At 33.1% G+C, this 24,720-nt stretch carries 25 protein-coding genes and 1 other RNA gene; 10 read left to right on the forward strand and 16 right to left on the reverse strand.

The genetic code is table 11. The features are described 5' to 3' along the window. The first annotated feature begins 98 nt into the window (after positions 1-98). Positions 99-2,510 (forward strand): alpha-ketoacid dehydrogenase subunit alpha/beta, encoded by a 2,412-nt coding sequence (locus BD847_RS11555; protein ID WP_115888440.1) that lies wholly within the window; start codon positions 99-101, stop codon positions 2,508-2,510. Between the two features lie 261 nt (positions 2,511-2,771). Here BD847_RS11555 and kdsB read toward each other — a convergent pair whose 3' ends face one another. Both kdsB and BD847_RS11565 read right to left on the reverse strand, forming a co-directional pair. Further along, positions 2,772-3,506: a 3-deoxy-manno-octulosonate cytidylyltransferase gene (gene kdsB / locus BD847_RS11560; protein ID WP_115888441.1), complete on the reverse strand. Its 735-nt coding sequence runs from the start codon at positions 3,504-3,506 to the stop codon at positions 2,772-2,774. A gap of 199 nt (positions 3,507-3,705) precedes the next feature. Then, the gene (locus BD847_RS11565; protein ID WP_115888442.1) at positions 3,706-4,518 is read right to left on the reverse strand and encodes a class I SAM-dependent methyltransferase; all 813 of its coding nucleotides are present in this window, start codon (positions 4,516-4,518) and stop codon (positions 3,706-3,708) included. Between the two features lie 422 nt (positions 4,519-4,940). On the opposite strand from BD847_RS11565, the gene BD847_RS11570 reads away from it, so the two are divergent. Continuing rightward, complete coding sequence (locus tag BD847_RS11570) at positions 4,941-6,266, forward strand: outer membrane protein assembly factor BamB family protein (RefSeq protein ID WP_115888443.1); 1,326 nt, start codon at positions 4,941-4,943, stop codon at positions 6,264-6,266. 6 nt (positions 6,267-6,272) lie between these two features. On the opposite strand, the gene ygiD is transcribed toward BD847_RS11570, so the two are convergent. Then, positions 6,273-7,103 carry a 4,5-DOPA-extradiol-dioxygenase gene (gene ygiD / locus BD847_RS11575; protein WP_115888444.1) on the reverse strand — a complete coding sequence of 277 codons (831 nt, stop codon included), beginning with the start codon at positions 7,101-7,103 and terminating at the stop codon, positions 6,273-6,275. Positions 7,104-7,331: 228 nt separating this feature from the next. After that, positions 7,332-8,741, reverse strand: a complete 1,410-nt coding sequence (locus tag BD847_RS11580) for an ATP-dependent DNA helicase (RefSeq protein WP_115888445.1) — start codon at positions 8,739-8,741, stop codon at positions 7,332-7,334. A gap of 431 nt (positions 8,742-9,172) precedes the next feature. On the opposite strand from BD847_RS11580, the gene BD847_RS11585 reads away from it, so the two are divergent. Together BD847_RS11585 and BD847_RS11590 are read left to right on the forward strand one after the other, a co-directional pair. After that, positions 9,173-9,994 carry a DUF3822 family protein gene (locus BD847_RS11585; protein WP_115888446.1) on the forward strand — a complete coding sequence of 274 codons (822 nt, stop codon included), beginning with the start codon at positions 9,173-9,175 and terminating at the stop codon, positions 9,992-9,994. Continuing rightward, positions 9,991-10,596: an RsmD family RNA methyltransferase gene (locus BD847_RS11590; RefSeq protein ID WP_115888447.1), complete on the forward strand. Its 606-nt coding sequence runs from the start codon at positions 9,991-9,993 to the stop codon at positions 10,594-10,596. The genes BD847_RS11585 and BD847_RS11590 overlap by 4 nt, the downstream gene beginning before the upstream one ends. Before the next feature lie 54 nt (positions 10,597-10,650). Here BD847_RS11590 and BD847_RS11595 read toward each other — a convergent pair whose 3' ends face one another. Continuing rightward, positions 10,651-12,753, reverse strand: coding sequence for a TonB-dependent receptor domain-containing protein (locus BD847_RS11595; protein WP_244201591.1), 2,103 nt, complete (start codon positions 12,751-12,753; stop codon positions 10,651-10,653). Between the two features lie 148 nt (positions 12,754-12,901). Here BD847_RS11595 and BD847_RS11600 point away from each other — a divergent pair, with 148 nt between their 5' ends. Both BD847_RS11600 and BD847_RS11605 read left to right on the forward strand, forming a co-directional pair. Further along, a complete protein-coding gene (locus BD847_RS11600) occupies positions 12,902-14,260 on the forward strand; it encodes a sensor histidine kinase (protein WP_115888449.1) in 1,359 nt (452 codons plus the stop codon). 10 nt (positions 14,261-14,270) lie between these two features. Continuing rightward, the gene (locus BD847_RS11605; protein WP_115888450.1) at positions 14,271-14,960 is read left to right on the forward strand and encodes a response regulator transcription factor; all 690 of its coding nucleotides are present in this window, start codon (positions 14,271-14,273) and stop codon (positions 14,958-14,960) included. 33 nt (positions 14,961-14,993) lie between these two features. Here the strand turns inward: BD847_RS11605 and BD847_RS11610 are convergent, their stop codons facing one another. Further along, on the reverse strand, positions 14,994-15,542 hold the full coding sequence (locus tag BD847_RS11610; protein WP_115889004.1) for a hypothetical protein: 549 nt from the start codon (positions 15,540-15,542) through the stop codon (positions 14,994-14,996). A gap of 200 nt (positions 15,543-15,742) precedes the next feature. Here BD847_RS11610 and BD847_RS11615 point away from each other — a divergent pair, with 200 nt between their 5' ends. After that, positions 15,743-15,937, forward strand: coding sequence for a hypothetical protein (locus BD847_RS11615; RefSeq protein ID WP_115888451.1), 195 nt, complete (start codon positions 15,743-15,745; stop codon positions 15,935-15,937). Between the two features lie 2 nt (positions 15,938-15,939). Here BD847_RS11615 and BD847_RS11620 read toward each other — a convergent pair whose 3' ends face one another. Beyond that, complete coding sequence (locus BD847_RS11620; RefSeq protein WP_115888452.1) at positions 15,940-16,860, reverse strand: ketopantoate reductase family protein; 921 nt, start codon at positions 16,858-16,860, stop codon at positions 15,940-15,942. Positions 16,861-17,014: 154 nt separating this feature from the next. Beyond that, positions 17,015-17,336: RNase P RNA component class A (gene rnpB / locus BD847_RS11625), an RNA gene on the reverse strand. A 125-nt stretch (positions 17,337-17,461) separates the two neighbouring features. Between rnpB and BD847_RS11630 the strand changes: the two genes are divergently transcribed. Further along, positions 17,462-17,755, forward strand: a complete 294-nt coding sequence (locus BD847_RS11630; RefSeq protein ID WP_115888453.1) for an SH3 domain-containing protein — start codon at positions 17,462-17,464, stop codon at positions 17,753-17,755. 107 nt (positions 17,756-17,862) lie between these two features. Here the strand turns inward: BD847_RS11630 and BD847_RS11635 are convergent, their stop codons facing one another. The 4 genes from BD847_RS11635 to BD847_RS11650 form a co-directional block, all read right to left on the reverse strand. After that, positions 17,863-18,234, reverse strand: coding sequence for a LysM peptidoglycan-binding domain-containing protein (locus BD847_RS11635; RefSeq protein ID WP_115888454.1), 372 nt, complete (start codon positions 18,232-18,234; stop codon positions 17,863-17,865). A gap of 6 nt (positions 18,235-18,240) precedes the next feature. After that, positions 18,241-18,717 (reverse strand): BON domain-containing protein, encoded by a 477-nt coding sequence (locus BD847_RS11640; RefSeq protein WP_115888455.1) that lies wholly within the window; start codon positions 18,715-18,717, stop codon positions 18,241-18,243. A 153-nt stretch (positions 18,718-18,870) separates the two neighbouring features. Beyond that, a complete protein-coding gene (locus tag BD847_RS11645) occupies positions 18,871-19,374 on the reverse strand; it encodes a LemA family protein (RefSeq protein WP_167443854.1) in 504 nt (167 codons plus the stop codon). A 76-nt stretch (positions 19,375-19,450) separates the two neighbouring features. After that, a complete protein-coding gene (locus BD847_RS11650) occupies positions 19,451-19,849 on the reverse strand; it encodes an NIPSNAP family protein (RefSeq protein WP_115888457.1) in 399 nt (132 codons plus the stop codon). 172 nt (positions 19,850-20,021) lie between these two features. Between BD847_RS11650 and dnaX the strand changes: the two genes are divergently transcribed. Then, complete coding sequence (dnaX, locus tag BD847_RS11655) at positions 20,022-21,107, forward strand: DNA polymerase III subunit gamma/tau (protein WP_115888458.1); 1,086 nt, start codon at positions 20,022-20,024, stop codon at positions 21,105-21,107. Between the two features lie 275 nt (positions 21,108-21,382). Beyond that, entirely contained in the window at positions 21,383-21,760 is a 378-nt protein-coding gene (locus BD847_RS11660; protein WP_244201592.1) for a DNA polymerase III subunit gamma/tau, read from the forward strand. 5 nt (positions 21,761-21,765) lie between these two features. Here the strand turns inward: BD847_RS11660 and BD847_RS11665 are convergent, their stop codons facing one another. The 4 genes from BD847_RS11665 to BD847_RS11680 all read right to left on the reverse strand — a co-directional run bounded on the left by BD847_RS11665 (position 21,766) and on the right by BD847_RS11680 (position 24,707). Next, positions 21,766-22,344, reverse strand: coding sequence for an NAD(P)H-dependent oxidoreductase (locus tag BD847_RS11665; protein WP_115888460.1), 579 nt, complete (start codon positions 22,342-22,344; stop codon positions 21,766-21,768). 220 nt (positions 22,345-22,564) lie between these two features. After that, entirely contained in the window at positions 22,565-23,122 is a 558-nt protein-coding gene (locus BD847_RS11670; RefSeq protein WP_115888461.1) for a Crp/Fnr family transcriptional regulator, read from the reverse strand. Beyond that, a complete protein-coding gene (locus BD847_RS11675; protein ID WP_115888462.1) occupies positions 23,119-23,706 on the reverse strand; it encodes a TMEM175 family protein in 588 nt (195 codons plus the stop codon). The genes BD847_RS11670 and BD847_RS11675 overlap by 4 nt, the downstream gene beginning before the upstream one ends. A gap of 110 nt (positions 23,707-23,816) precedes the next feature. Further along, a complete protein-coding gene (locus BD847_RS11680; protein ID WP_115888463.1) occupies positions 23,817-24,707 on the reverse strand; it encodes a Ppx/GppA phosphatase family protein in 891 nt (296 codons plus the stop codon). Between the last annotated feature and the right edge of the window lie 13 nt (positions 24,708-24,720).

The following is a 24,720-nucleotide window of genomic DNA, read 5'->3' on the forward strand; positions in this document are numbered from 1 at the left end:
ATTTAAATACATATAATTAAATTATATTTATTTTAAAGAATTATGATTATTGATTGTTTTTAAGTAATTTCGCAACCTAAACATGACCATTTAAGATTATGATAAAAGAAAAAACCAATACTACTTTGACATTTGAAGATTTCAAAACTGAGGTATTGAACGACTATAGAATTGCCGTAACTAGCCGTGAATGTAGTCTTTTAGGTCGTAAAGAAGTACTAACAGGAAAAGCCAAATTTGGAATATTTGGAGACGGAAAAGAAGTACCACAGCTTGCCATGGCAAAAGCTTTCAAAAATGGTGATTTCCGTTCTGGATACTACCGCGATCAAACTTTTATGATGGCGATTGGCGAATTGACTCCTAAACAATTCTTTGCCGGTTTATACGGTCACACCGATTTAGCTTTTGATCCGATGTCTGCAGGAAGACAAATGGGCGGACACTTTGTAACGCACAGTTTAAACGAAGACGGATCATGGAAAGATTTAACAAAACAAAAAAATTCAAGTTCAGATATATCGCCTACAGCCGGGCAAATGCCAAGATTATTGGGATTAGCACAGGCTTCTAAAATTTACAGAAATGTTGACGGAATTACCATCAAAGATAAATTTACTGTAAATGGAAACGAAGTTGCCTGGGGAACTATAGGAAACGCAAGTACTTCTGAAGGTTTATTTTTTGAAACTATAAATGCTGCCGGAGTTTTACAAGTTCCGATGGTAATGAGTGTTTGGGATGATGAATACGGAATTTCTGTTCACGCCAGACATCAAACTACAAAAGAAAACATCTCTGAAATCTTAAAAGGATATCAAAGAGATGAAGATTCTAAAGGTTACGAAATTTTCAGAGTGAAAGGCTGGGATTATGCTGAATTAGTTTCAACATATGAAAGAGCTGGTGTAATTGCCCGCGAAGAACATATTCCGGTTTTAATTCACGTAAACGAATTAACACAACCTCAGGGACATTCTACTTCAGGTTCTCACGAACGTTACAAAAATGGAGAAAGACTGGCTTGGGAAAGAGATTTTGACTGTATTCGTCAAATGCGTTTGTGGATGATTGCCATTAATATTGCATCTCCGGAAGAGCTTTCTGAAATTGATTTCCAATTGAAAAAAGAAGTTCTTGAAGCTAAAAAAGAGGCTTGGAACTCATTCATTAATCCAATTATTGAAGAACAAAATAATCTTTTGGCTTTGTTGGAACAAATTGCTGAAGCAAGTATCAACCACAAAGACAGAATTAGAAAATATATTTCAGAATTAAGCACAATTAAAGCTCCGCTTAAAAAGGAATTACTGGTTTACGCAAGAAAGATTCTTCGTTTTATTGAAGTTCCAAACAGCAAAATGCTTTTATCAAACTGGATTACCAAATTCTTAAACGAAACTCAGGTAAAATTCAGCAGCAATTTACATTCTGATTCCGATAAAAATGTTTTCTCTGTTGAGAAAGTACTTCCTGAATATGGCGATAATACAAAAGCAGATATTGACGGAAGAATGTTATTGCGTGACAACTTTGACGCTTTGTTTGCCAAATATCCGGAAACTTTAATTTTTGGTGAAGATGTTGGAAATATTGGCGACGTAAACCAAGGTTTAGAGGGCATGCAGGAAAAATACGGAGAACTTCGTGTTGCCGATGTCGGAATTCGTGAAGCTACTATCCTTGGACAAGGAATTGGTATGGCATTAAGAGGTTTACGCCCAATTGCTGAAATTCAATATTTAGATTATTTATTGTACGCCATTCAAATCATGAGTGATGATTTGGCTACATTGCAATACAGAACTGTTGGAAAACAAAAAGCACCATTAATCATTAGAACGCGCGGACACCGTTTAGAAGGTATCTGGCATTCTGGTTCTCCAATGGGAATGATTATTAATGCAATTCGCGGTATCCACGTTTTGGTTCCAAGAAATATGACACAGGCAGCTGGTTTTTACAATACACTTTTAGAGTGCGACGAACCTGCTTTAGTAATTGAATGTTTAAATGGTTACCGTTTAAAAGAAAAAGCGCCTTTAAACTTTGGTGAATTTAAAACGCCGATTGGTGTTGTTGAAACGATGAAAGAAGGTTCAGATATTACTTTAGTTTCTTACGGATCAACTTTAAGACTGGTTCAACAAGCAGCAACAGAATTGTTAGACTTAGGAATTGACTGTGAAGTTATCGATATTCAGTCTTTACTTCCTTTTGATGTGAATAAGGATATTGTAAAAAGTATTGCTAAAACAAATCGTTTGTTAGTAATCGACGAAGATGTTCCAGGCGGAGCTTCAGCTTACATTTTACAACAAATTCTGGAAGAACAAGACGCGTATAAATATCTTGACAGCAAACCACAAACGCTTGCTGCAAAAGCCCACAGACCAGCATACGGAACTGATGGCGATTATTTCTCAAAACCTTCTGCCGAAGATATTTTCGAGAAAGTGTACAGCATGATGAATGAAGTTAATCCTTCTAAATTTCCTAGTTTGTACTAAGGATTTAGAATGTTTTAGATAAAAGAAAAGCTCCAATAATTTTGGAGCTTTTTTGTTTTTATAAATGCAGTGACCATAAAGTTTGTCTTTTCGACGAAGGAGAAATCACACTAGAAACTCCGCACAGAATGTCGCCAATCTTTGTCGAATCCCGCGTGCGATTTCTCCTTCGTCGAAATGAAAAGATTGTGGATAATGCACAAATCAATTATCAATTATCAATTATCAATTATCAATTATCAATTATCAATTATCAATTAATTAAATATCCTTCAACATCATTCTCGCCTTCTCTAAATCCTCAGCTGTATCAATCCCAATTCCCACATGCGTTGTCTCCACCATTTTAATACGCTTTCCGAATTCTAGATAACGTAATTGCTCTAACTTCTCAGAGGCTTCTAAAGATTTCATTGGTAAACTGTAAAAATCTAATAAAGCCTGTTTTCTAAAAGCATATATTCCGATATGCTGAAAATAACGAACTCCGGCATTTTTCTCTCTCGGATACGGAATTACCGATCTCGAAAAATACAATGCAAAATGCGATTGATCAACCACAACTTTTACATTATTTGGATTATTTATTTCCTCTTCATCTGTGATTTCACGCATTAGTGAAGCCAAATCAACTTTTTTATCAGGATCATTTTTAAAAACTGATAAAACCTGCGCTAAAGGTCCTGCTTCTGTAAAAGGCTCGTCACCTTGCACATTTACCACAATGTCAACATCAAGATTAGCAACAGCTTCTGCAATTCGGTCACTTCCGGATTCGTGTTCTTTGATGCTCATGATTGCTTTTCCGCCATTGGAAACAATTTCATCAAAGATTAAATCAGAATCGGTTACTACAAAAACATCATCAAATAAATTTGTTGCTACCGAAGCTTCGTACGTTCTTAAAATTACTGTTTTGCCTCCCAAATCCTGCATTAATTTTGCAGGAAAACGTGTTGAAGCATATCTGGCTGGAATTACCGCTATTATTTTCATTCTTATATTTTACTGAGCTTAAAAAACTCAAAATTTAGTAATTTAATTTTCACCGGTTTTAAGTGTTTGCAAATATGCAAAAATTACTTTTAAATTTTCTGTTTTTCTATTTCTGTAAAGGATAAAATCATATTGAAGAATTTTATTTCTACTAGCCAACAATACATGATTATTCACAACAACTTTCTTATCTTATTTATTAAGCCAAAACTGTAACACGAAGATAAGTTGCGGGAATTAATGTAGAATTTTCGTCATTACTTTGGTTTTGGCTATTAACTAATCCTTCAAGTTTAGCATACAAATCCGAAGTTTTCCCATTTTGTTCTGCAGCTTCGAAAGCATTCATAGTTGGACCATAGTAATTTTTTAAACGATTTAGCCACTCCGAAGGTGGGAATGCCGCTTTAAATGTAAAGGTATCTCTCTCAAAAGAAATGTTTTCTTTAGGAATACCTGCATTTGTGAATCTTTCGATCACGTTATCCTCAATGCCCCAAAGCATTGGGCTTACAAAACCCTCAGGAGGCGGTGGTGTAAATTCAGAACTAACTTTCAAGATTTGTGCAATCAACGTTGGATCTCCCGGTATCCAATTACCCATAATAATTTTACCTCCAGGCCGTGTAACACGAACCATTTCTTTAGCAACATCAAAAGGTTTTGGGGCAAACATTGCTCCAAAAATACTCATCGTAACATCGTAAGATTGATTTTTCAATTCATTCAAATCGGTTGCGTCACCTTCTTTAAATACAATATTATCCAATCCTTCCTTTTTTGCACGAATATTACCAGCTTCAACTAAATTTCTTGCTATATCAACACCTAAAACATTGGCTCCTATTTTTGCCGAAGGTATTGCAGTAGTGCCATCGCCACAACCGAGATCTAAAACGTTAGTATTTTCTTTAATTCCAATTTTGGCTACCAATTCCGCACCACTTTCTCTCATAGATTCTGCAACGCGCGTAAAATCGCCTTTTTCCCATAATGCTTTGTTTGGATTCATCTTAATTTTATCAGTGATTATAGTGCTGATGCCGCACTTTTACTTAATTTGTAAACATCTTCTATCCTTTTTTAAATTATCACCAGTTAATCACAAAAGGCATTTAAAAAACTACTTAAAAAGAAGACACAAACCAAACAATCAACTGATAAACAATTACTTATGTAAAAATAAACATTTTTACATGAAACATTTTACTATCTCAGCAAATTTATTTTTTAAACAAATTCTACAGATTATAACTTTTAGACCATTATCACATCAATAGAAAACGATTGGAAAACTTTGACGAGTTCTTTTACTATTTCCCTATAAAAACAAAATACCATTCACAAAGAGCTTTCAAAAATATTTTTATAACATTTTCATTAAAGCATTGCTATTTAGTTTCTTAGAATATTTTTATTTTTATATAAAAAAACATGAAAAGAACCTTTACTTCTATCCTGCTCTATTTCTTTTTAATTTTTACTTCCAATGCTTTTTCTCAAAATAAAACCATCAATGCATTTACAAATCGAGTTTTTGATGGAAAAGGTTATCAACCATTGGCCGATTTAAAATGGAAATTTAAAACAGAAGGAAAAATCTTTTCCTCGCCAATTGTTAAAAACGGAGCAGTTTATATAGGAAGTGAAGACGGTTTTTTATACTGCATCAATGAAAAATCAGGAAGCATCAACTGGAAATTCAAAACCAATGGCGCAGTTCACAGTTCGGCCAGCATCGATAATAATATTGTTTATTTTGGAAGTTTCGACGGGTATTATTATGCCGTAAATGCAACAACCGGAAAAGAAATCTGGAAGTTTAAAACCAAAGGCGAACATTGGTACAGAGAAATCGGAATGTGGGGCATGAAACCAAACGACAGGCTAATGAACGATTTATGGGGTTTTTATTTATCATCGCCCGTTATTTACAAAGACAAAAATAATGCTTTAGTAATTTTTGGAAGCAGTGATGGAAATATGTACGCAGTCGACTCAAAAAATGGTGCTTTAAAATGGACTTTCAAAACCAATGAACCTATTCACAGTACTCCTGTTATTGAAAAAGAGAATTTATATTTTGGAGGTTGGGATGGAATTTTCTACGCTTTAGACTGTAAAACCGGAAAAGAGAAATGGCATTTTTCAACTGAAGTCAAAACTGGATTTAAAGGTATTCAGGCTTCTGCAGCAATTTCAGATGGATTGGTTTATTTTGGAGCCAGAGATCCTTTTTTATTTGCGCTTGATGCAGAAACCGGAAAATTAGTTTGGAAATACAATGCCGAAAATTCCTGGATTTTGAGTTCGGCTGTTGTTCAAGGTAATACACTTTATGTTGGAACTTCCGACACTTATGCTTTATTAGCACTTGATTCAAAAACCGGACAGGAAAAATACCGATTTAAAGGAAACGGCTATATTTATTCTTCGCCTGCAATATCAGGAAACACGGCTTATTTTGGCGATTTTAGCGGTAATTTTTTCGCTTTAAACTTGCTTTCAAACGGAAAAGAATCTGATTTTGTAAGTACTGAAAACAGGAAAAAATATGCTCCTGAAATTTTAAACAACAATCATCTTGATTTTACATACGCTTCCAAACAAGCCGATTTATCTGTTTATGCCGAAAACCAAAAAGTAATGGATGAGTTTTACAAATTAGGTCCAATTGTTTCATCGCCATTCATAAACAACAATACCGTTTATTTTGGAAGCGCAGATGGTTATTTATATGCCTATAATTTAAAAAGATAATAAAGCTTACATTATTTTAACCGAAGTCATACTCAAAGAACCTGCTAATAATTTGTCATTAAATAAGCTTAATTCTTCTGACTTTTCTTTTAAACCTAAAGTATATAATAATGGTAAATAATGATCTGGAGTTGGAATTGCAATTTGAACAGCTTTATTCATTTTTTCGAAATCAATTAAAGGCTGGAAATTTCCGTCTAACAAATAATTATTTACGGTTTCTCTTGCTTCAATTGCCCAATCGTAACCGTAATTGTCTTTGTCAAAATTTCTAAAATCAACCAAACGCAAATTGTGAACGATATTCCCGCTTCCCACAATTAAAACACCTTTATGACGCAATAATTGGAGTTTTTGAGCCAATTCAAAATGATATTGCCCAGATTTTGTATAATCAATACTCAACTGAATTACCGGAACATCTGCGTTTGGATATAAATGTTTGATTACACTCCACGCGCCGTGATCCAAACCCCAATGTTCGTCTAATTCGACTTGAACTGGATCTAATATTTTTTTAGTTTCCAAAGCTAATTCCGGACTTCCTTTTGCCGGATATTGCACATCAAATAGTGCTTGCGGAAAACCTCCAAAATCATGAATGGTTCTTGGCATTTCCATTGAAGTCACTTTTGTTCCTTTCGTAAACCAATGCGCCGAAACACATAAAATTGCATTTGGCTGTGGCAAAGTTTTAGCCAATTCACGAAAACCAGTAACAAACTGATTTTCTTCAATAGCGTTCATCGGGCTTCCGTGTCCTAAAAACAGAACCGGCATTTTATCTGTATTCGAAAACGTTGACGAAATCGAATGTAAGTCGTTTAGTGTTGTCATTGTTAAGTTTTTTTTTGCCACAGATTAAAAGGATTAAAAAGATTTTTTAGCGCACGTTAAAATTTTCTCGCAGATTTTGCAGATTGAGCTGATTATCAATTTAAAAAAATGCTATCAAAAAATCTGTTTAATCTGCAAAATCTGCGTGAGACAAAAAAGCGTTTATACTTCGTAATAAATCTGTGAGAATCTTTTTATCCCGATAGCTATCGGGAGTGGCTAAAATTTTTATTCCTCAAAACTTTCGTCTTTAAATCCTATCAAATATAACTTATTTTTGGCACGCGTCATAGCCGTATAAAGCCATCTGATATAATCGCGGTCGATTCCGTTTGGCAAATAGGGCTGTTCAATAAAAACCGTATTCCACTGCCCTCCTTGCGATTTGTGACACGTAATCGCATAAGAGAATTTAACCTGCAAACCGTTGAAATACTCGTTTTCTTTTACCTTTTGGAATCGCTTATATTTCGTTGGTTCATCTTCATAATCCTTCATTACTTCTTCGTACAAACGATTTGATTCTTCATACGTTAATGATGGAGATTCACTTTTTATGGTATCCAAAATCAAAACCGTTTCAAAAGGTTTTTGATTTGGATAATCGACCATTCTGATTTTCACTTTCGCAAAAGTAAACCCGTATAATTCTCTGATTCCGAACATTTCCAGAACTTCGATAATATCTCCGTTGGCAATAAAACCGGCTTCATCGGTTTCTTTGAGCCAGAAATAATTGTTTTTAACAACCATCAAAAAATCACCAACCGAAAGTTCACTTTCTTTAAATAAAATTCGGCTTCTGATTTGTTCATTATACTGATTTGCCCTTTTATTCGATCGAACAATAAAAGCCGTATCTTCAATACTATAATTACTGTAAGCTGTATTTATTGCGTCCTGAATATCGTATCCATCCGTCAAGCGAACAATATCTTTGAACTTTTTTACATTGAATTTAAACTCTGTAATAAAACTTTCTTTCAGCAATTCACGAAGTTCTGTTGCATTAAATAAAATCCCTGAACTTTCTTCCTGACGCATCACTTCATCTAATTCAATATGCTCTATTTCTTTATCATAATGAACACCTAAAGTCTGAATATCAAGTGCCGGAGAAATATCTAAATTCACTGGAGGCAGCTGTGCTGTATCTCCTAAAAGAATCATTTTGCAATTGCTTCCGGAATAAACATAGTTTATCAAATCATCCAAAAGTGATCCGCTGTCGAGTGTACTATCTGAAATCATCGAAGCTTCATCGACGATAAAAATGGTGTTTTTATGTTTATTGACTTGTTTTGTAAAAGCAACTCCGCCACCCGATGATTTCTTCGGGAAATATATTTTTTTATGAATGGTAAATGCCGCTGTATTCGAATAATTTGAAATCACTTTTGCAGCGCGCCCTGTTGGAGCAAGCAAAACAAACTTTTTATTAATGTCTCCCAGATTATTTACGATAGTCGAAATCACCGTTGTTTTTCCCGTTCCGGCATATCCTTTCAATACAAAAATGGTATCGTTTTGAGGCTCGGTTAAAAAAATCGCAATCTTCTGAAAAAAAATATCTTGTTTGTGTGTAGGTGCAAAAGGGAATCTTTTTTGTAAAACGCCGTAAAATAATGCTGAATTCATAAGGTAAAATTGTCATACAAAGTTCGTCTTTTTTAATCGCAATTTCAACTTTAAATGGTTTAAACCATATAAGTGATATAAGTTCATTTAAAAAGTTATGATATTGAAGATACTGACGCAGATGAAACGGATTCGCTATCGCGAAGACACGGATTTGCGCGAATTTTTAAATTCTTAAAACTAAATCCGTTTTTTTCAGCGTTTTCGCGATAGCGAATCCGTTTCATCCGCGTATGATTTAATCTCAAACATAATTTGAGTTATCTCTCTTTTCTATTTCAAAAAAAATAATAGTACCATAACGTCTTCCTAACTTTTCTTTAAAATTGTTTTTTGAAATTGCAATTATTATTGTTGCTTTTTAATTTGTAAGTTTGTGGTCGCCTTAATTCTTTCTTGATTCAAAAACAGGTAACGAATTGTAAATCAATATGTCTTTGCAAAATACTAACATTACTTCCAAAAACTACAAAAAACTTTCAATTCAGGTTTCCCTGACTGGATTTTCATTTTGCTGTTTCGATACTTTAAATAATATTATTACTTCTTTTAAAGAAATAAAGTTCGAAGCCACAAACAAACCTAATAGAATTGAAGAATTATTCAGCGAAGCTTTCAAAAATAATCCTGAGCTAAAAAGTACTTACGACGAAGTAATGGTGATTCACACAAACAATCTTTCGACGTTTGTGCCAGAACCTTTATTTGACGAAGATTATCTTGGAAGTTATTTGCAATACAATACAAAAGTTTTTGAAACTGACTTTTTCACTTTTGATGAGATTTCAAATTATCAGATGAATTCGGTTTATATTCCGTACGTGAATATCAATAATTTTTTGATTGACAATGTTGGCTCTTTTGACTACAAACATGCGAATAGTATTTTAGTCGAAAAGATTTTAGACAATTCAAGAAACAATGACGAAAAGAAAATGGTGGTCAATTTTAATCACGGCCATTTTGAAGTAATTGTGGTTCAAAACCAAAAATTGCTTTTGTTCAATTCGTTTGAATACCAAACCCCTGAAGATTTCATATATTACCTACTATTTACTGCCGAACAAACGAACTTAAATCCGGAAATTTTTCCACTCGAATTGTTGGGCACGATAGACAAAAACGATCCGTTTTATGCCATTGCGTATAAATACATTCGTAATATATCCTTTATGGATGTAAGCACTTTACAGCAAAAAAATAGCTTCACAACAGCAGAAAACCAAAAACATTATATTTTATTTCAATCATGAGAATCATTTCAGGAAAACACAAAGGCCGCCGAATTTTTCCACCAAAAAACCTTCCTGTACGACCAACAACTGATATGAGCAAAGAAGCATTGTTTAATGTTTTGAACAATCATTTTAGTTTTGACAGCTTAAAGGTTTTAGATTTATTTTCAGGAACCGGAAATATCAGTTATGAATTCGCTTCACGCGGAAGTGCACCAATAACCTCTGTTGACGGTGATTTTGGATGCGTGAAATTCATCAAACAAGTTTCATCTGAATATGATTTTGATATTGCCGCGACAAAAAGCGATGTTTTCAAATTTCTGGAAAACTGCAAAACTTCATATGATATTGTTTTTGCCGATCCGCCTTACGGATTGGATCAGGCTACTTTTGAAAAAATAGTTTTATTGGTTTTCGAAAGAGATTTGCTACACGAAGACGGAATGATGATTATTGAACATTCAAAATATACAAAACTGGATCATTTGAGTAATTTTTCTTTTCAGAAAAGTTATGGTGGATCTTATTTTAGTTTCTTCGAATTAAACTCAACTGATGATGACGAAGAACTTCCAGGTGATACACCAATAAAAGTAACAGAAGACGACGAAGGATAATTTTTCCTTTTTAAGTATACAAAATTCCCTTGATTTTCAAGGGAATTTCTATTTTTATCGAATTCTGTTTTGATTCTCATCAACGGTTTTTTCTTTGAATTCGGTTTCCTTAATTTTCCCAAAAGTATATTTGACCGAAATAGAAATCTCATTTGCATCAACCAAATATCTGGATTTCGAACTTATATTGTTTATCGTAAAATTTTCGGCATAAATCGTATTTCTAAAGATGTCATTATAACTTAAAATGCAACTCCAATTTTTTCCAAAGGTTTTTGCCAGCGACATATCAAATACAAAATTGGCTCGTCTTTCAAAAACGCCTTCTTTTTGCTTTGTCATTCCCCAAAATGAAAAGGCAAAAGTAAATTCTTTAGGCAGCTTAAATGTATTATTAGAGTAATAATACAAATAGGGTTTTGACGAATTAAAAAGTGCCGAATCATCTTCAATTTTGTTTTTTATAAAAATTAAAGAATTTGTTGTTGTCCAAATTTTATACGTAAACGGTAAAGTAAAATCGATATTAAAACCGCTTTCTTTTTTGAAATTGATTTCAGTAAAAGTCAAAACATTCGTTTGATCATCAAAAATAAAACTGCGATAAACCGGATTTCGATTTTGATAATAACTTAGTTTTATCGTTTTATCATGATATTGAAAAAGTGTCGAAATTTCATCATTAAATGTTGGATTCAGATTGATGTTATTTCCATAAATAAAATAAGGATTTATATAGGTCGCAATTTGGCTTAAGGAAGAATAATTAGGCCTAATAATACTTTTAGCATAATTTACATTGATGCTTTTTGTGCTGTCAATAGGAAATGTAAAAGTTGCTTTCGGAAAAACATTGGTGTAATTTTTATCAATCAATGGAGAAAGATCTCTTTTAAACTGTCCTTTTGCTTTGGTGTTTTCAACTCTTAATCCAAGAGAAAAATCTACCTTTTTTACCTTGCCCGAAAACTGCGTATAGGCAGCTAGATTTTCTTCTTTAAAACCATAATTTAGAAAGGCATTTTCATTTTTGTCAAAATCAAAAATATCAGAATCTGATGTAGAATTTGCTTTTAAATAAAGTGCGCCGTATTCCAGATTCATTTCATTTTTGAGCTTTTTTTCTAAATCAATACGTCCTGAAAAAACATCAACATTGAATTTCTGATTCCGATTTTGTGATAATTCAAGCTGGGTTTCATTATAATTGTTTTGCACCAAACTTAACAAATGCTGATTGAAGTTGGAATACTGAAAACCTGCAAAAAGCTTCGTATCGATAAATTTCACCTTTTTGGAATAATTAAGAAATGCGTTTGCAAAATTCTTTTTACTTGAATTTTCACTGAATGTAAAAACATCGTTTACGTCAGTTTGATTTTGATTAAAAGTAAAAGTGTCAATATCAAAAGTGTCATTTCTTCGATTTCCGTTTGCATTAACAGAAAAATAATCTTCTTCATTTATTTTATAAAATAAACCTCCGCCAAAAATATACTGGTGAATATGCGAATTTGCCGTAACATCATAATTGGAAACAATTGAAGCTTGCGGAATTTCATAAGCAATACTATGATTTTCCCAAGGATTTCGACAATTGTAATTGAAATTGGCTTTCCATTCTAATTTGTTTTTTTTGAAACTCGAATTGAATCCTAAGTAATTATTGTAATTCTTTTTAAACGAGGCCACTTCAGTAATTTCGGTTCTAAAACTGTCTTTTTTACTCAATTTTCTGGTAATTAAAATGACAGCGCGACCTTCTGCTTCATATTTTGAAGATGGATTTTTGATGATTTCGATTGTTTTTATATCGGCAACTGACAAAGTATTCAGATCGTTCATCGTTGCTTTTTGCCCATCAATATAAATTAAAGGATTTCCTCTGCCAACAATCGAAATACTTTCGCGATCCGAACTTATTTGCACAGAAGGCAATTTCGAAAGCAAATCAACCGGATTTGGAATTGTATTATAAACCGAATTGGCAACATCAATTTTTATGTTTCCATTCGAATTTGAAAACGCTTTTTTGTTTTGAGTAATTACAACTTCATTCAGATTGTTTGAAATAGAGTCTTTTGACGTTTCATTCTGCGCATTTGCAATAAATGAAATAAGGAAAAACAAAAGAAAGAGAAAGAGTTTTACTGGCATGGACATATTATTCATTTTAAAAATTGAGATTACAATGCTGCAAAAGTGCTCTGAAAAAGCAGTTCTGAAAGTTAATTGAAGGTTAATGCGGAGTTAATGCGTTTTTTGTTTTACAAAAGCATTATTTTTGAATCATAATAAATACTTTATGAAACAAAGAATCAATTTATTAATCGGGTTTTCGGTTGTCGCACTCATTGTCTTGTCGACAGTGCAATGCTATTTGGTGAAAACAACTTACGATTATAAAGTCGCGCAGTTTCATACCGAAATCAAAAATGAAATAGGACAGATTTCTAACAATTACAGCGATATTGATTCTGTTCTTGTAAGTAAAAAGGAGGCGCTTTATAAAGATTTAACCCAAAAATATATTCAGGGAAAAAAGACTAAAACCGACATTAAAAACGGAATTCTGGAAAATGATTTTCAAGATGCATTAACCCTGAGAATCCAAAGAAAATTTGAAAGAGAATTACCCAATTTGAAAATCGATTTTGCGATTGTCCTCAACAAATTTATTCTGTATAAAAACACTAAAAAGGGAGATACTATTTTCTCTCAAAAACCTTTTATTCGAAATAAATTATACGGAAATCTCGCTTCATTAGATCATGCTTTTTTGGTTCGGAATTATGTTGGAACTACAAACGGAACACTTGAAAATGAGAATTATCAATTGCTTACCGAAGATTCGATGTATGTCTCGGTCATCGATTGGGAAAAGATAATTTTAAGACGAATGACCGTTGTCTTAATTTTGTCATTATGTTCCATTCTGACATTAATAAGTCTTTTTGTACTTGCTATTAGAGCCTTAATCAGACTAAAAAAAGTGAACGATGTAAAAACCGATTTTATCAATAACATCACGCACGAACTTAAAACACCTTTGGCAACTTTAGGAATTTCAACAAAAATCCTGGCAGAAAAAAGTATTCGTGATAACGATGAAAACTTCAATTCTATTGTAAATACAATTTCACGTCAAAACAATCGTCTTCAAAATTTGATTGATCAGGTTATGGCGAATTCATTGGCAGAAAATGAAATCGAATTACAAAAAGAAAAAATTGAAACCGAAGATTTTTTGCTTTCCATTGTAAACGATTTTAAAATTACATTTCCGAAAATTAATCTTAAAACCGATTTTAAAACCTCGAAAACTATTTTAACGCTGGATAGATTTCATTTAACCACGGCTTTTTTGAATGTTTTAGAAAATGCCGTAAAATATGGTTCAAAAACCATAACAATCAAAACCAGCATCGTTGAAAATCAATTTTCTATCAGTTTTGAAGATGACGGAATTGGCATTGCAAAAAACAAACAATCATTGCTTTTTGATAAATTTTATCGTGTTGAACAAGGAAATCTACACAACACAAAAGGTTTAGGATTAGGATTGTATTATGTTGATCAAATCGTAAAAGCGCATCAAGGCACGGTTAGCGTGATTAGTGATTTAGGAAAAGGAACTCAGTTTATTATTTTATTAAAAGTTTAATTACCATATTTTGAAAAGACTACTTTTAGCCGAAGACGATTTTGATTTTGCTGCGATTTTAAAACAATATTTAGAACTACATCAATTTGAAGTAATCTGGGCAGAAAATGGAGAAATAGCTTTAGAGTATTTCAAAAACCAGACATTTGACATTTGCATTTTTGATGTGATGATGCCCAAAATGGACGGATTTTCTTTGGCCGAAAAAATCATAACAATCAATCCCGAAATTCCATTTATTTTTCTGACTGCTAGAAAATTGAAAGAAGACAAACTCATTGGCTTAAAACTCGGCGCAGACGACTATATCGCAAAACCTTTTGAAGTCGACGAACTCATTCTGCGTTTACAGAATATACTAAAGAGAATCGAACAAAAGAGAAGTCTGGAAGGAAATAATATAATTGAAATTGGTTCGTATATTTTTGATAACGAACGTTTAACGCTCAATAATAAAAATCATGTCCAGCAACTTACAGAGAAAGAAGCTGCTCTGATTGAGTATTTGTATCTAAATCATAACCAATTATTAAAGAGAGACGAGATTTTAATGTCGGTTTGGAAAAAAGACGATTATTTTTCAGGACGAAGCATGGATGTCTTCATCAGCAGATTGAGAAAATATTTCAATTCTGATCCAAAAATCAAAATAGAAAGTGTTCGAAATATTGGCTTAGAATTTAAAATAGAAAAACCTTGATGTATCAAGGTTTTTTTATTTTATGTTTTTGATTTATTTTCCAATAACCCAACCTAAAGTAAAATTAACGGGAAGCGCAAATTTTGTTTCAATTTCGCTAATATTCACACCCGGACCAATATTAAATTCTAAATTTAATCTTCCTTTATAAGTACGTTGCAATCCCCAAAGTACTGCAATTGTAGACGAGGGAACGTAGTTAAAATGATCTGAATTGCCTGAAATAGGTTTGAAGTAATAAGAAGCATTTAGCGCTACATAATTTCCGGAATTACGCTCTGTTCTTTTTCCTTTTGTTGCTCTTTTTTGTAAGTTATAATAATGACGAAGTTGTTCATTAATTAACGGAACAATATAAACATTTGACTCTCCATAAAAATCGCTGTAACTATAACCTAGCCCGAAAGCGGCTTCAGAATAAAGTGTGTTTTTTTCTGAAAATCCGTGTTCATAAACAAATCCGGGAAATAACATGTTTATTTTAAATTGATTTTTAACTACAGAAATCGGAGCTTCGTCTTGTGCATAAACCGAAGGGATCGTTGCAAGTAATAGTAACAGCAAAAAGTAGTTTTTTTTCATATTTTGTTTAGGTTTAGTTGCTGGCAAAAATAGCATTTAAACTACATCATGCAACCAAAAACAAAATTATTTTCTTACAAAATTCAATCTTACAAGATTGAATTTTCTTCCTTGAAATCATATAATTTTAGTAAACAATTGTATAACAACACTTAAGCTTTGTAAACCTAAATTTGTTAAGAACATTAAATCGAATCATCATGAACCTAAAAAGATTTTTCGGAGGATTACTTACCATTCTCGGAATAGCAGGACTTATTTATACAGCCGTGATTTTTTCCGGCACATCAGGACAAACCAGAGATATAAAATCGCTGATTATTTATGGCGTATTAGGAATTGTTTTCTTTATGTCGGGAATAAGTTTGGTTCGTACCACAAAAGACGAATCATAGAATTATTTAATCAAAACGGCGGCAATCTTTTCGTATAGAGGAGTTTTTACGCCGTATTTTTTTCCTTCGTTGACAACAAACTGAGTTAACGAAATGACTTCCGTATTTTTACCGGCCATAAAATCACGATGCATCGATGAAGTAGCTTCTCTTGGCGATTTTTCTAATTTGACAATCGTTTGCGCCACAATATCTTCCGGCAGTTTTAATCCTTTGGCATTGGCCACATCTTCAATTTCATGAAGCAATTCGATATAAACAACTTTAGATTCTAAATTGGTCAAAACTTCACCAATATTTTGATTTAAGTAAGAAGTTGCAGTTGCAAGAGCAGAAATAAAAATGAACTTTTCCCAAACCGTTTCGTTTACGTTTTTTGTCAAATGGCTTTCGATTTTTGCGGCAAGTAAAATAAGATGTAGTTCTTCTAATTTTGCCAACGGAGCTGTTTTAGATCCAAAAAAAAGTTTTTCGTAAAATCCTAATTTTCTGATTGTTCCTGGTGAAAATATCATCGAAATAATATATACGCAACCTTGTAAAACTTCATTCTCCGGAAACAAATTCTGAATTCTTTCTTGCGCATCGACACCATTATAAAGAGGCAAAATGATAGTGCTTTTTTTGATGCAATTTTCTAAAGAAGTCAGACTTTCTTCAATATCATATGTTTTGGTAGCACAAATCAGGTAATCCAGTTTTCCTATTTCTTCAGGAACATTTGAAACCAAAGCGGGATGAACTATTGTTTCCGATTCATCAGTTATGATTTTTAAACCATTTTCTGCAATTGCTTTTTTAGTTTCTCCACGTGCAATAAAAACAATTTCAACTGTATCAGAATTATGGTAAGCCTTTGCTAAAAGTCCACCAAAATATCCGCCTACACCACCAAGTCCCAAAATTCCGATTCTTGTTTTCATATTACATTCCTATAATGCCACAAAGGCGCTAAGTCACAAAGATACAAATCAAAAACGTAAATTTTAATAGCATCAAATCAATTAAAAACCTAAAAAATTAAATTGGTACTAGTGATAAAGAAAGAAGACTAGAAGTAATTATATCTTCAAAAATAAAAAAAGCAGACCTGTAAGCCGGATTCTGTTCTTGTTATTGCTAACAATACCTTATCATTTATCTAGATTCCGAATTACTTCGGAACTCAAGCTACCTACCCTTCAACAACGGACGAGAAGCCCTTAAATGCTGATATACTTGGTATTTCACCGCATAGAGTTTACCTGGTTTCACTACAGCATTACCTGTACATACTTTCTGTTGCACTTGTCCTTGTCCTATTTCTAAGACCGACGGGTGTTACCCGCTATGCTTCTCTATGGTGTCCGGACTTTCCTCCCCTCCGATGAATCGGAGCGACGATAAGGCGGTCTGCGGTGCAAAAATAGCGATTTATCAACTAACAATAATCACTTTAAATTTCCGATTTTATGAGTTTTATCATAACGATTTAATTTTAAATTAGTTATCTTTAAAATTCCATAATTTTTAAATTCAGTTATCATGAAAAGAATGTATCATTACGCAACTGTTTCAAAGGCTTTAGATCAATTGAATGAAAAAGGATTTACGTGCGATTTTAATCGAAATGCTGACGTGATTAAAAAGAATCCTGAGAAATTTGAAATTGTTCATGTGTATCGATACGAGGGGGAATCAGACCCGGGCGATGAGGCAGTTGTATACGGAATTAAATCAACTTCTGGAAAAAAAGGAGTTTATGTTGCTGGCTTTTCAGCCGATTCAGATCAGGAAACAGCACAATTTTTGTTTAACTTAAGTATTAGGGGAAGGTAGTCTTCTTAAATCCCAATATGAAACTTGGGAACAAAAAAATCCAAATTCCAATCTTACAAGATGTAAAATTGGAATTTGGATTTTTTTTATTGAATTTTTTTTCAATTCTATACTGTTGGTATTTTCAGTTTCCATCCCGGCTGAATCAAGTCAGGATTTGAAATAATATCTTTATTTGCTTCAAAAATATCCTGCCAGGAAACGCCATAAGCTTTTCCTATTTTCGAAAGAGAATCACCAACTTCAACAGTATATTCTCTTGAAACACTTTCTTCAACTTCAATATTCATAACCACATCGCCCGATCTGTAATCAGGATCAATTTCGCCATAAGCATTCCAAAGTTTTTCTTTCTCCGCCGCCGATTTTACTTTGCCATCAATATACAATACATTGTCCTGTTCTCTTACTTGCAAATCTGTTGTTTCCAGCTGAGAAGCAAGATCTGTTAATTCTCTATATTTATCTTGTAAACTCATAACAATTTATTTAATAGTTAATTTGTTATCCACTTTTTTGGGCTTTAATTCCTGAATGCTTTGAATTAGTGGTTGCAGCTTATCTCTTTTAATCTCTCCCGAAAGTGTAATGACACCTCCAACAACAGTAGCGCTGACACCATCGTAAGAATCTACAATTTTACTTACCGATTTATCTAAATCAGCATCTGAATTAATTACAACAGTAGCTGCAGCCGGTTCAACATTCGGCACCGGAATCTGACAGTTATTCACAACCGATTTTACTCCTTGCACTGATTTAACCGAACGCTCAATATTCTTTTTAAAAATTTCATCATCACAGGTTCCTGTAATTGTAGCAACACCTTCATGTACAGTAACGTGCACTCCGGGTGTATTTAGTTTTTCGCTAATTTCTTTTTCTAAATCAGCATCCTTTGGACTGCATGACAGCAAAGAAACAGCAAGTGCCATTCCCAATAAAATTGATTGAATTTTCATAACGCTATATTTAACAATTAACTACCTAAAATTAAATAGATTAACTATTAAAAGATTATATGATATTGGGAGGAATTTATATTTTTTCCAGTAAAAAATAGAATTCATATAATAAAATCTAACATTGACTCGAGAATCAAGAGTTATATTTATTTAAAATTCTACTTGGGGAGATTTTGACTCGGACCTAAATATATAAATCAGCTCCTTTTTGTTTAAACTGCTACATATTTCATTATACTTTCTAATTTTACTGTAAATATTATTTTCTGCCAAAGACAACTCATCCATTATAGTTATAATATTTTTATTGCTTTTCAATTTTGAATCAAGTTCGATATTAACTAATGTTCTAACCAGATATTTATTGAGATTATCGCTCTTTAATTTCAGATCTTTAACCGCTTGTCCATTCAAAACCTCTTTTCTACATTCAATTTTTAAATCTTTAGCATTAGAATTTATTTGATTTAATTCTGCATTATTTATTTTATTAGAATTCCGCAATATAGCAGTCAGTTTTAAAACAATTTCGGTTTTTACTTGAAGATTTCCCTTAACGTCTTTCCAACTTTCATCAATTTTTTCATTGACCTGAGAAAAACAATTTAAACTAAAAAAAAGAAAAATAGCAAAGATTATAAAGGTGTTCTTCATTCGAATATATTTAAAGAATTTAATTGACAAACTGTCATTTATTTTATAAGAATTCATCAAAATAGTAATAAAAAATCTAATTCGGCGAATAATCAACCTTAGTTAAAACCCGATCTTCAATATTGCCCAAAACGTCACCGTACTTCGCCGTATATTCCTTTTTAATGTCAATCCATTCCTGATCTTTTCTAAAATCTTCCCAGGCTTTTTTCATCGTGGCTTCATCCGGCCATTCTAAAAAATAAACGAACTCCGTCTTCTTATCTGATTTTGATTCATAAATAGAAGTTATCTTAAAATTATATTTCTTCATAATACGCATCGCATGGTCACGAAAACGTTCATTAAACTCTTTTTTGTTGTTTTCGAAAATTTCATAAATACGTAATTGAAAAATTGGAGTCTTTTGAGTTGCATTTTGTGCTTTTACAGCAAATCCGGTAAGCAAAACTAAAAATATCAAATATTTCTTCATGATTTATACGTTTATCAGCTTTCTGTTTTTACAATAAAACTATTACTTTTTTTTCAAACCCGACAGAAAATATTTTTTTCTTTCTACAATTCAACCACTTAAAAATCTTTCAATTTTTAAATTTTTAAATCATTAAATTATACTCTATATTTGCTATCGAATAAAATAGAATATGGAACAATTTGTAGTATCGGCACGTAAATATCGCCCGCAGACCTTTAAGGATGTTGTGGGGCAAAAAGCCATTACAAACACTTTGTTGAATGCTATTGACAGCAATCACCTTGCTTCTGCCCTTTTGTTCACCGGACCGCGTGGAGTTGGAAAAACTACTTGCGCGCGTATTCTGGCTAGAAAGATAAATCAGCCTGGATATGACGATCCAAATGAAGATTTTGCATTTAACGTTTTTGAGTTAGATGCCGCTTCAAACAACTCGGTTGATGATATTCGAAACTTGATTGATCAGGTTCGAATCCCGCCACAAACCGGACAATACAAAGTATATATTATTGACGAGGTTCATATGTTGTCTTCGGCTGCTTTTAATGCTTTTCTTAAAACGTTAGAAGAACCGCCAAAACATGCTATTTTTATTTTAGCGACGACAGAAAAACACAAAATCATTCCGACGATTTTATCTCGTTGCCAGATATTTGATTTCAAAAGAATTACGGTAAAAGATGCTAAAGAACATTTGGCTGATGTTGCTGCAAGCCAAGGAATCAATTTTGAAGATGACGCACTTCACATTATTGCTCAAAAAGCAGATGGTGCAATGCGCGACGCTTTATCTATTTTTGACCGTGTAGTTTCCTTCTGCGGAACAAACTTAACGCGTCAGGCCGTAACTGAAAACCTGAACGTTTTAGATTACGAAACTTATATTTCAATTACCGATTTGATTCTGGAAAACAAAATCCCAGAACTTCTAATCGCTTACAACGACATTCTTTCTAAAGGTTTCGACGGACATCATTTTATTGCCGGATTAGCTTCTCATTTCAGAGATTTATTAGTCAGCAAAACTCCTGCAACTATCGCTTTGCTTGAAGTTGGAGAGCAAGCGCAACAAATGTATAGCGTTCAGTCTCAAAAATGTTCACAGGAATTTTTATTAAAAGGAATTGACATTGCAAACGACTGCGATTTAAAGTATAAATTGAGTCAAAACCAGCGACTTTTAGTTGAGCTATGTTTGATGCAATTGGCCTCTATCAATTTTGATGGAGAAAAAAAAAAGCTGAGCAATTCATAATTCCCCCCGTTTATTTTAAAAACGGAGGTTATTCTATTGTTGAAGTCGAAAGTCAAAAGCCGAAAGTTGAAAGTCCATCTGTAACTACAAGTAAAACTTCTGAAGCCCAAACAGAAACTAAAACTACAATTCCTCAACCTGAACAAGTTGATGAAACTCCAGAAACACCAAGAGCCGAAATAGGCAATCCAAAAGTTTCTGCATTTTCTTTAGCAAGTATTCGCAAGAAAAAAGAACTGGAAGCGAGCACTAAATCGTATGTTAAACCTTCATCTGTGTTACCTACAGAAGAATTTAACGAAACCGATATGTTGCTGCACTGGAACAAATATGCTGAACGTCTAGGTCAGAAAGGTTTCAAGATTATGGAATCTATTTTATTGATCAACGATCCTGTTTTAGATGGAACAAAAATCATTTATGAGCTTCCAAACGAAGGTTCTAAACTAGAATTTGAAGGTCAGATAAATGGATTATTAGGCCATTTAAAAGGTCATTTGCATAACCATGATATTACTATTGAAGTGGTTGTAAACGAAAAAATAGAAATGAAAAGAAGTTACAACGACCAGGATCGCTACAATCGCTTCTTGGAAATCAACCCAAACATCGAGCTTTTAAGAAGTACATTTGGGTTGGAGTTGAATGGTTAAGTTTTCTATTTATTTCGGAAACCTAAGTTATAAACTTTTTCCAGCCATTTTTTTCTTCGGTCAGTATCAGACGTTTTTATAATTCCGATATAACTGACTTTTACCGGTTTTATTCCGCAGAATTCCAAAGTGGATTTCTTTAGCTGATTGACGCTCGGTCTTCCAAAGAACAATCGATAATACCAACCCGGTTGATCTAATGTAGTAATAATATGTGCTGTTTTCCCTTTTAATAATTTATCCCACCAAACTGAATTTTCTCTGTATTGAAATGCCATTCCAGGTAAAAACAAACGATCAATAAAACCTTTCGTAATTGCGGGAAGACCGCCCCACCAAACAGGATGAATCCAAACGAGATGATCGGCTCTTTTTATTTTCTCCCAGGAATCTAGCAAATCCGGTTCTAATTCTGTTCGTTTTTGATAACCAAATTGCAAATTTGGATTGAAGTTTAAATTGGCAATTGTTATAATTTCAACTTGCGATCCGGAAGCAATTGCTCCGTTTTTATACGATTCTGCAATTCCGAAGTTAAAACTTTCAGCATTAGGATGTCCGTTTATAATCAGTATTTTTTTCATATTGAATGTTTTCTCAAAAATACTATTAGGATAAATGATTTTACTAGACAAATGTCCCAAAATGCTTTTTTCGTCTTAATTAGATTTGAAAAAATTAAACACATAGAAACATAGAATCTATTTTAGAAAAAGAGTATGGAACAAATCTAGATTTGAACACATAGTATATGATGAAAGAAATACATCTTTTTAAAAAAAACTCTGTGACGCAAAATCTTATCTACAATGCTTTTCGAATTCGGCTTAAATGCCTTGGAGTTACACCTAAATACGAAGCTAAATATTGCAACGGAATTAACTGTAAATACTTTTGATGATTTCTATAAAGTTCTTCGTAACGCTGTGCACCCGATAATTTCTGAAAAGAAACCATTCTTTTATGAAGATTAACAAACTCTAATTCAGTTAATTTTCTTCCTGTTTCCTGCCAGTTAGAACCAGATTGATATAATTTTTCCAGAGCTTTTCGATCTAAAATCTGTAATTCTGTTTCGGCTAAAGCTTGAATATTTTCTTCGGCTTTTTCTTTGGTAATAAAACTAGCAAAAGAGGCCATAAATTCATTTTCGAATGCAAAACAGTTTGTGATTTCGTCGCCTTTATGATTGACAAAAAATGATCTTAGAATTCCTTTTTTAATAAAAACAACTTCATTGCAAACCTGATTTTCAGTCAACAAAAGTTCGCCTTTCTTTAAAGTTCGAACTGTAATTAAATCGTCTAAAAGATCTAACTCCTGAGAAGGAAACTGTTGAATGGACTGAAAAACTGATTTCATAGATTTTCTTTAGAATCAAAAACCCTCTCAATTCTTTTATCCGGAATAAGCCAAAGCATCGCTACAATAAAATAAGCTGCACCAGAAATCCATTCGTTGTAAAACGAAGAAATAATTCCGATGATATATAAAACCGCTGATACTTTTCCTTTTAAATCTTTGCCAAGTGCTTTTCGCAAAGGAGAATTTTCGCCTTCGCTACACATAATTACGTATTGCAAAATAACGTAAGCTATGGCACAAAGCAGTAAAATAATTCCGTACAAAGCCATAGATGCTTTCTCAAAATTATGCTCTCCCATCCAGCCGGTTGAAACGGGAATCAGCGAAAGCCAAAACAACAAGTGCAAATTACTCCAAAGCACTTTTCCATTGACTTTAGATAAACCATGAAGTAAATAATGATGATTGTTCCAGTAAATTCCAACATAAATAAAACTCAGAATATAGCTTAAAAATTTAGGAATAAGCGGTTTTAAATCGGCGAATTCATGTCCTTCCGGCACTTTAATTTCTAAAATCATAATGGTTATGATAATTGCCAAAACACCGTCACTAAAAGCTTCAAGTCTAGTTTTATTCATTTACAATTGCTGAGATTATTATTTTCTTTTGCCACAGATTAAATGATTTAAATGGATTTTTTTTACTCTTAATCCTTGTAAATCCATTAATCTGTGGCATTATTTTTTTTCTAAATTTTACCGTAATACATCGCTTTTACGATTCCGTCTGAAAGCCCGATTTTTGGAACATAAATCTGGCGCGCTCCACTCCATTTCATAGCGTTTAGATAAATTCGCGTTGCGTGGATAATAACGTCGGCACGGTCAGAGTTCAGTCCTAATTCGGCAATTCTTTGTTCGTATGTCAAAGAATTCAGGAATGCATATTGCGAATTCACATAAATATACGAAAGCGGTTTTTCCTGCTGTTTTCCAGACATTTTAAACAACTTATTGATGTTTCCTCCAGAACCTATCAGCGTTACCTCATCATAATCTGCAGTATTCGTTTTGATCCATTTTTCAATTTCATCCCAAACTACTTCGTGCACCATATTATTCAGTAAACGAACAGTTCCCGCTTTGAAAGATCTTGAAGTAATCATTTTTCCGTCAGAGAATAAGGTGAACTCAGTACTTCCACCTCCAACATCAACAAAAAGATAAGTTTCATCTGATTTGATTAAATGATGTAAATCTGTAGAAGCAATAATAGCTGCTTCTTTTTTACCATCGATAATCTCAATTTTTATATCGGCTTTTTTCTTAATTAAAGCCACAACTTCTTTTGCATTGTAAGCCTCGCGCATTGCAGAGGTTGCAAATGCCATATAACGTTCTACTTTATGTACTTTCATCAGAAGGTTGAATGCTTTCATAGCATCAGCCATTCGATCTATATTTTCTTGTGAAATTTCTCCAACAGTAAAGGCATCCTGACCTAAACGAATTGGCACACGAACAAGGGAACTTTTATTAAACTGTGGTTCTTTACCTTCCTGCTCTACAACATTCGATATCAGAAGCCTCATGGCATTTGAACCGATATCTATTGCTGCAAACTTCCTAATATTAATCATGCTCGCTTTATGA

The organism is Flavobacterium cutihirudinis (genome assembly GCF_003385895.1).
Taxonomy (GTDB): Bacteria; Bacteroidota; Bacteroidia; order Flavobacteriales; family Flavobacteriaceae; genus Flavobacterium; species Flavobacterium cutihirudinis.